Origin of the sequence: Aquipuribacter hungaricus, from assembly GCF_037860755.1 — a bacterium.
GTDB lineage: Bacteria > Actinomycetota > Actinomycetes > Actinomycetales > JBBAYJ01 > Aquipuribacter > Aquipuribacter hungaricus.
On record NZ_JBBEOI010000179.1, the window covers coordinates 1 to 7,395 of the forward strand.

Sequence of the window (7,395 nt, forward strand, 5' to 3'; positions counted from 1 at the left end):
CACCCGCCCCGGGCGGCGGGCCGCCGTCGCGCAGGGCCCGGACCACCTGCCGGGAGCGCCGGTCGGCGAGCACGGCCAGCGCGCCGGCACCGGCGAGCGCGACGAGGGCGAGAACCATGCCCGCCGGGCCGAGGACCTCCGGCAGGAGCCGGGCCGACAGCGCCGCCCCGGTGAGCACCGCCAGGGTGGTGCGCCGCCAGGCGAGCCGGGTGCGCTCCGGCTGGAGCCCGGCGTCGAGCAGGTGCCCGGTCACGGCAGCAGGGTGGCCAGGACGACGAGCGCGGCGACGACGGCGACCCCCGCGCCGAGCACCGGGGCCAGCAGCGTCCCCGGCAGGGGGCGGCCGTCCCTCATCGCCCGCTCGGCGCGGCCCCAGGCGAGCCAGGCCAGCGGCGGGACGAGCACCCCGAGCCCGAGGCAGAGCAGGGACGCGGCCAGGCGCAGGTCCGGCTGCAGCGGCAGGCCCAGCGCCTCCAGGGCGACCCCGCCGGCCACGAGTGCCAGCGCGGTGCGCACCCAGGCCAGGAAGGTGCGCTCGTTGGCCATCGAGAACCGCGGGTCGGGGTCGGTCCCGGCGCCGTAGACCCAGGCGGGGAACCGGCGCGCGGGCTCCTGCTGCTGGTCCACGCGCCTCACGGTACGACCGGCGCCCACGTACAGGCCCCGAGCCGCCGCGACCGGACCGGGCGGTGTCGTGCGCGTCAGGGCAGCCGCCGCGCCCAGACCGCCCACAGCGGGTCGCTGCGCCACGAGCCCCGCAGCCGCTGCTGCACCTCGGGCTCCCCAAAGCCCCCGGCGGCGCGGTGGTAGTCGGCGACGACCTGCGGCCGCTGCTCCTCCGGCACCGACAGCCAGCCGCGGACGGCCTTGGTCGGGAAGCACCGGTTGCTGAAGGTGCACACCGACAGCCCGCCGGGACGCAGCACCCGGGCGACCTCGGCGAGCACGGTGACGGGGTCCACGAGGTAGTCCACCGACACGCAGGTGACGACCGCGTCGAACGACGCGTCGGCGAAGGGCAGCACGGGGTCGGCGTTGAGGTCCTGCACGACGCGCGCGGTCGCCGCGGGGTTGGCGGCGAGCTCGTCGGCGTTCATCCCCAGCACGGTGAGCGCGCGGGGCGGGGTGCGGAAGTGCGACACCCAGCTGCTCATGAGGTCGAGCACGTCGCCGTCGAGGCCGAGCTCCTCGTAGAGCAGGCCGACCGCCTCCACCGCTCCCTCGTCGATGTGGGTCACCAGCCGCGGGACGGCGTAGACCTCCGTGTCCGGGCGCTCGTCGTCGCGGTCGAAGAAGCCGGGCGGGAAGCTCACCCGGCGAGCGTGCCCCACCCCGGACCGCCGCGCCCGACCGACTGACAGCACGTCACGACGCGCTTACCGTTGGTCACATGACCCGCCGTGCCCCTGCCCTGGCCGCCCTGCTCGGGACGCTGCTGCTCGCCCTCCCGGTGGCCGGGCCCGCCGGCGCCGCCCCCGCGGGCACGTCGCGGACCACGACGGCCACGACCACCACCGCCTCGACCGCCGCCGCCTCGACCGCCGCCGCCTCGGCCACCACCGCGGCGGCCGTCCCCGTCGACGACCTCGTCGCGGGCCAGCGCGTCGTCGACGGCACCGCGCAGCTGGTCATGCAGGGCGACGGCAACCTCGTGCTCTACCGGGACGGCCGGCCCGCGTGGCACACCTCGACGGCCGGGCACCCGGGCGCGCGCCTGGACCGCCAGGGCGACGGCAACCTCGTCGTCTACGCCGCCGACGGGCGGGCGCTGTGGAGCAGCGGCACCCACGGGCTCGGGGCGGTCGCCCTGGTGCTCGAGGGCGGCAGCCTCGTCCTGGCCCACCCGTCGGGCCGACCGGTGTGGCGGGACGGCACCTACCTGGGCGACCGGCTCCTGCCCGGTGCGTCGCTGGCCGCCGGGGACAGGCTCGTCAGCCCCGGCCGGGCCTGGTCGCTCGTGCTGCAGCCCGACGGCAACCTCGTCACGTACCGCTCCGGCGGGGGCGCCGCGTGGAGCAGCCGCACCGACGGCTCGGGCGCGGACCGGCTCCTGCTGCAGGAGGACGGCAACCTCGTGCTGTCCGGCGCCGGCCGCCCGCTCTGGCACACCGGCACGCCCGGGACGGCCACCGCCCGCCTCGTCCTGCAGGAGGACGGTAACGCGGTCCTCTACGGCGGCACCCGGGCGCTGTGGGACAGCGCCGGGCACACCGGCCGCGCCGCCGTCCGCGTGCTGCCGCCGTTCGCCTCGTCCGTGGCCCCCGTCACCGAGGCCGACCTGGGCGCCTCGTACCGCCCCGGCTGCCCGGTCGGCCCGTCGTCGCTGCGCCAGCTCACCGTGAGCCACGTGACCCTGGACGGCACCGTCGCGCAGGGCCGCGTCGTCGTCCACGCCGACCTCGCCGCCCGTACCGTCGAGGTGTTCCGCCGGCTGTACGAGCAGCGCTTCCCGCTGCAGCAGATGGTGCCGTCGTCGGCGTTCGGCGGCTCCGACGACGCGGTCATGGCCGCGGGCAGCACCTCCGGGTTCAACTGCCGGCGCACGACCAGCGGCACGGCATGGTCCGAGCACGCCTACGGCCGCGCCCTGGACGTCAACCCGGTGCAGAACCCGTACGTCTCGGGCGCCACCGTTCTCCCGGAGGCGGGGCGGGCCTACCTGGACCGGACCCGGGTCCGGCCCGGCATGGTCACCCCCGCCGTCGTCGCGGCCTTCGCCGACGGCGGGTTCTCCTGGGGAGGCGCCTGGAGCTCGGCCAAGGACTACCAGCACTTCAGCACGACGGGCCGCTGAGCGGCGGGGCGCCGCGGATGGGCGGGGGGGTCAGCCGCGCCCGAGCCCCCAGCGCGCGACCAGGGAGTCCATCAGCCCGTCGTGGTGGGGGTCCACCGCGCGGCGGGAGGCGTCCTCGTCGTGCCAGGCGACGATCTCGCGGGCGCCCTGCTCGAACGGGCGCCGGCAGACGAAGTCCGGCACGACGGAGCGCACCTTGGAGGTGTCGAAGACCGAGGAGTGCGCCTTGTCACCGAGCAGGCTCGCGCCCCACTCCGGGTCCGCCTGCGCGATGACGTCGGAGGGGACGTGGACGATCCGGGCCTCGGTCCCGGCCGCGCGGGCCAGGGCGTGCGCCACCTGGTCCCAGGTGAGGACGTCGTCGGAGGTGATGTGGAAGGCCTCCCCCAGCGTCCGGCCGTGCCCGAGCAGCCCGACGAAGCCGGTCGCGAAGTCGGCGTGGTGGGTGAGCGTCCACAGCGACGTGCCGTCCCCGTGCACCACGACCTCCTTGCCCTGCCGCATCCGCTCCACGAACGTCCAGCCCGCGTCGAAGGGGACGAGCGTGCGGTCGTAGGTGTGGGAGGGCCGGACGACCGTGACCGGGAAGCCGCGGTCCCGGTAGGCGTCGGACAGCAGGTCCTCGCAGGCGATCTTGTCCCGGCTGTACTGCCAGAACGGGTTCCGGAGCGGGGTGGACTCCGTGACCGGCAGCCGCGAGGCGGGCGTCTGGTACGCCGAGGCGGAGCTGATGAAGACGTACTGGCCCGTCCGGCCCTCGAAGAGCTCGATGTCGGTGGCGACGTGCTCGGGGGTGAAGGCCACCCAGTCCACGACGACGTCGAACTCCCGGTCGCCGAGCGCCGCCCGCACCGAGGCGGGGTCCCGGACGTCCGCGACGACCTGCTCCACCCCCTCGGGCACCGGGCGCGACGTCGTGCTGCCCCGGTTGAGCAGGGTGAGCTCGATGCCGCGCTCGACCGCCAGCGCCGTGCTCGCCGAGCTGATGATGCCGCTGCCGCCGATGAACAGTGCCCTCAGAGCCGTCATGGCCCGACTCTGCCGCAGCCGGGCCCCGCCCGCCCACGGGCGCGGGAGGTCAGGAGGGGTCGAGCCGGACCACGAGCAGGGCCAGGTCGTCGCGGTGCTCGTCGGGGTCCATCCCGGCGAGCAGGGCGTCGCACACCCGCTCCGGCGGCAGGTCCCCGACCGCCGCCACGCGCTCCTGCAGGCGCCGGACGCAGGTGTCCAGGGACACGTCACGCCGTTCGACGAGCCCGTCGGTGTACAGCAGCACGGTGGAGCCGTCCGCCACCTCGACCACGCGCTCGTGCCGGGAGGTGGTGGGGTCGACGCCGAGCATGAGGTCGGCGGGCTCGTCGAGGACCCGCACCTGCCCGTCCGGGCTGCGCACCAGCGCCGGCAGGTGGCCGGCGCCGGACCAGACCAGGCGCCGGACGCCGCGCCGGCGCCCGTCCTCGTCCTGCTCCAGGCGCGCGACGAGGGCGGTCGCCAGGGTGTCCAGCTGCAGGCCGCGCAGCGCGGCGTCCAGGCGGGTGAGCAGGCGCGCGGGGCTGCTGCCGCTGTCGTAGGCCATGCCGCGCAGCAGGTTGCGGACCTGGCCCATGGCCGCGGCCGCCATCCGGTCGTGGCCGCTGATGTCCCCGATCGCCAGGGTGAGCACGCCGTCCTCGCTGACGAAGGCGTCGTACCAGTCCCCCCCGATCTGGGCCTCCTTGACCGCGGGGACGTAGCGCACGGCGATGGTGACGGCGGCCTGCACGTCGGGCTGGGTGAGCAGGCTGCGCTGCAGCGTCTCCGACATCTGCCGCACCGCGAGCGCCTGCCGGCGCTGCTCGGCCTCGCCCTGCAGCCGCTCGTAGGTCTGCGCCACCAGCGTGGTGAACACCTGGAGCAGACCGACCTCCCGGTCGCCCACCTCGTGCCCGGGGGCCCACGTGGCCGCGACGCTCCCGAGCAGGTCCCCGCCGGCGCGCATCGGGCTGCACGCCCAGCTGCCGTCGCCGGCCCAGGAGTGCATCTCCTCGCCCTGCCCGTCCAGCCGGCGGGCGACGTCGGCCGGCCGCAGCAGCGACGGCACCCCGGTGGTGGCCACCTCGACCATGGGCAGCGGGTCGTCCAGGGCGAGGACCTCCCGGCCTGCGGGGACGGGCCCGGTGCCGCGCAGCAGCCGGAGCACCGCCGCCCGGCGGTCGAGGACGCCCACGACACCGCCGCGCGCACCGAGGGCGGGCAGCCCGTGCTCGACGACGACCTCGGCCAGCTCGTCGGTGGAGGTCACCGCGCCCAGGAGCAGGGACACCGACGCCATCCGCGTGAGGCCGTCGGTGACGGCCCGCAGGGTGCCGCCGTCCTGGTCCTCGTCACCGGCGCGCCGACGGGGCGGCACCGGGGCGGCGGGCGCGGGGCCGGCGGCGGGGAGGACCGGAGGGGTGCCGTGGCTGGCGTGCAGGGCCGACCTCCTCCGCGCCCGCGGGCGCTCCCGGGGGCCGGTGCAGGCCCCCGGCGGAGGAATGTAGTGCACGACAGACCTGGGCCGGGCGGCGGCGCCGACGACCGGCGCCGCCACCTCAGGAGGTGCTCAGGTCAGCGGACGCCGACCAGGTCGCAGACGAAGACCAGGGTCTCGCCGGGGCCGATGACGCCGCCCGCGCCGCGCTCGCCGTAGGCCAGGTGCGGCGGGATGACGAGCTGGCGGCGGCCGCCGACCTTCATGCCGGTGATGCCGCGGTCCCAGCCGCTGATGACCTGGCCCGCGCCGAGGCGGAACTCCAGGGCGCTGCCGCGGTTGTAGGAGGCGTCGAACTCCTCGCCGGTGGAGTGGGCCACGCCGACGTAGTGCACGGAGACCGTCGAGCCGCCCACGGCCTCGGCGCCGTCGCCCACGGTGATGTCGGTGACGACGAGGTCGCTCGGCGGGGTGGGGTCGACGTACTCGATCTCGGGCTTGTCCACGGGGTGTCCTCCTGGGTGTCGGGGCGGCGGGGTCGCCGTGCTGGCACCCCGTCCGTCCCGGCGAGGCTACGGGCGGACGCCGCGGCGGGCAGGTCGGCGACCGGCTCAGCCGAGCAGCAGCGTGACCGCGAGGACGAGCATGACGAGCGCGACCAGCCCGTCGAGCACCCGCCACGCCCCCGGGCGGGCGAAGAGCGGGCGCAGCAGCCGGGCGCCCCAGCCCAGCGCCGTGAACCACAGCAGGCTCGCGGTCACCGCCCCGGCGGCGAACCACAGCCGGTGCTCGCCGTGGGTCTGCGCGATCGAGCCGAGCAGCACCACGGTGTCGAGGTAGACGTGCGGGTTGAGCCAGGTGAGCGCCAGGGCCGTGGCGCCGGCCGTGCGCGCCGGGGTCCGGGTGCCCGCGTCGTCGGCCCGGAGGGCACCGGGCCGCAGCGCACGCCGGGCGGCCACGACGGCGTAGCCGAGCAGGAACGCGGCGCCGCCGACGCGGAACACGGGCAGCAGCCAGGGCAGCCGCTCGAGCAGCGCGCCCGCCCCGAGCACCCCGGACAGCACGAGCACGGCGTCGGACAGGGCGCACACGGCCACGACGAGGAGCACGTGCTCCCCGCGCAGGCCCTGCCGCAGCACGTAGGCGTTCTGGGCGCCGATGGCGACGATGAGCGACAGGCCGAGCCCCAGACCGGCGAGGACGGCGACGAGCGCCGGCATGCTGCTCACCCCCGGGACGCTAGGTGCTCGGGCGCCGCGGCAGCGCCGCCGTCCGCCGCACGGCCGCACCGATGAGTCCTGGCCCGCCCGCACGTCACCAGGGCAGGCCGACCCGGCCGCCCGACGAGGAGGATCCCGCCATGCCGTCCATCACCCCGTGCCTCTGGTTCGACCGCGACGCCGAGCGGGCGGCGGAGCTGTACGTCTCGGTGTTCCCCCGCAGCGAGGTGCTCAGCGTCTCGCGCTACGGCCCGGGCATGCCGGGCCCGCTGCAGGAGGGCGACGCCCTCACCGTCCAGGTCAGCCTCGACGGGAACGCGTTCACCCTGCTCAACGGCGGGCCGCAGTTCCCGCACTCCGAGGCGGTGTCGTTCCAGATCGCCTGCGCCGACCAGGAGGAGACCGACCGGTACTGGGACCGGCTCACCGCCGACGGCGGCCAGGAGAGCATGTGCGGCTGGCTCAAGGACCCCTTCGGCGTCTCCTGGCAGGTCGTCCCGACCGAGCTGCCGGCGCTGCTGTCGGACCCGGTGCCCGCCCGCGCGCAGGCCGCCACCCAGGCCATGCTGTCGATGCGCCGCATCGTCGTGGCCGACGTGCTCGCGGCGGCCGACGCCGCCGCGCCGCCGCAGGGGTGACCCGGCTGCCCTCCCGGACGACCCGGCTGTGACTCACCGGTCTGCCCGCTGTTGACCAGATGGCTGACACGCCCGGCGGGTCTGCCCGTCCGGGGGGCCCCGGGCCCCTGACCGCGCGTAGCCTCGGGCCATGACTCCAGGGGTGCGGGGCTGTCCCGGGGTCGGGCACGGGCGCGCGCGCACCCGTGGCGACGTCCGGGTCGGGCGCGACGGCCGGCACGACCGGGACGGCGGCGGTGGCACGGGCTGACCGACGGGCCCCGTCGGGCCCCTCGACCCCGGGCGCCCGGCGCC

9 protein-coding genes are annotated in these 7,395 nt (G+C 76.7%); 2 read left to right on the plus strand and 7 right to left on the minus strand.

What is annotated here, in order from left to right:
- The 3 genes from WCS02_RS15270 to WCS02_RS15280 all read right to left on the minus strand — a co-directional run.
- The coding region (locus WCS02_RS15270; protein WP_340294732.1) for a DUF202 domain-containing protein at positions 1–253 on the minus strand (253 nt) is incomplete at its 3' end.
- Complete coding sequence (locus WCS02_RS15275) at positions 250–546, minus strand: YidH family protein (protein ID WP_340294751.1); 297 nt, start codon at positions 544–546, stop codon at positions 250–252. The genes WCS02_RS15270 and WCS02_RS15275, both read right to left, overlap by 4 nt.
- 155 nt (positions 547–701) lie before the next feature.
- The gene (locus WCS02_RS15280) at positions 702–1,313 is read right to left on the minus strand and encodes a methyltransferase domain-containing protein (protein ID WP_340294735.1); all 612 of its coding nucleotides are present in this window, start codon (positions 1,311–1,313) and stop codon (positions 702–704) included.
- 77 nt (positions 1,314–1,390) lie between these two features.
- Here WCS02_RS15280 and WCS02_RS15285 point away from each other — a divergent pair, with 77 nt between their 5' ends.
- Positions 1,391–2,794: a M15 family metallopeptidase gene (locus tag WCS02_RS15285; protein WP_340294738.1), complete on the plus strand. Its 1,404-nt coding sequence runs from the start codon at positions 1,391–1,393 to the stop codon at positions 2,792–2,794.
- 30 nt (positions 2,795–2,824) lie between these two features.
- Here the strand turns inward: WCS02_RS15285 and WCS02_RS15290 are convergent, their stop codons facing one another.
- From WCS02_RS15290 to WCS02_RS15305, 4 genes are all read right to left on the minus strand, one after another.
- Complete coding sequence (locus tag WCS02_RS15290; protein WP_340294740.1) at positions 2,825–3,823, minus strand: SDR family oxidoreductase; 999 nt, start codon at positions 3,821–3,823, stop codon at positions 2,825–2,827.
- A gap of 49 nt (positions 3,824–3,872) precedes the next feature.
- Complete coding sequence (locus tag WCS02_RS15295; RefSeq protein WP_340294743.1) at positions 3,873–5,183, minus strand: PP2C family protein-serine/threonine phosphatase; 1,311 nt, start codon at positions 5,181–5,183, stop codon at positions 3,873–3,875.
- Between the two features lie 197 nt (positions 5,184–5,380).
- A complete protein-coding gene (locus WCS02_RS15300; protein ID WP_340294746.1) occupies positions 5,381–5,749 on the minus strand; it encodes an FKBP-type peptidyl-prolyl cis-trans isomerase in 369 nt (122 codons plus the stop codon).
- A 105-nt stretch (positions 5,750–5,854) separates the two neighbouring features.
- Entirely contained in the window at positions 5,855–6,463 is a 609-nt protein-coding gene (locus WCS02_RS15305; RefSeq protein WP_340294753.1) for a LysE/ArgO family amino acid transporter, read from the minus strand.
- A gap of 140 nt (positions 6,464–6,603) precedes the next feature.
- Between WCS02_RS15305 and WCS02_RS15310 the strand changes: the two genes are divergently transcribed.
- Positions 6,604–7,101 (plus strand): VOC family protein, encoded by a 498-nt coding sequence (locus WCS02_RS15310; RefSeq protein ID WP_340294749.1) that lies wholly within the window; start codon positions 6,604–6,606, stop codon positions 7,099–7,101.
- The last annotated feature ends 294 nt before the right edge of the window (positions 7,102–7,395 follow it).

Excerpts from the sequence above, each read along its gene's own strand:
- WCS02_RS15290 (WP_340294740.1), bottom strand. The coding sequence starts at position 3,823 with ATGACGGCTCTGAGGGCACTGTTCATCGGCGGCAGCGGCATCATCAGC.
- WCS02_RS15305 (WP_340294753.1), bottom strand. The coding sequence starts at position 6,463 with ATGCCGGCGCTCGTCGCCGTCCTCGCCGGTCTGGGGCTCGGCCTGTCG.
- WCS02_RS15275 (WP_340294751.1), bottom strand. The coding sequence starts at position 546 with ATGGCCAACGAGCGCACCTTCCTGGCCTGGGTGCGCACCGCGCTGGCA.
- WCS02_RS15310 (WP_340294749.1), top strand. The coding sequence starts at position 6,604 with ATGCCGTCCATCACCCCGTGCCTCTGGTTCGACCGCGACGCCGAGCGG.
- WCS02_RS15285 (WP_340294738.1), top strand. The coding sequence starts at position 1,391 with ATGACCCGCCGTGCCCCTGCCCTGGCCGCCCTGCTCGGGACGCTGCTG.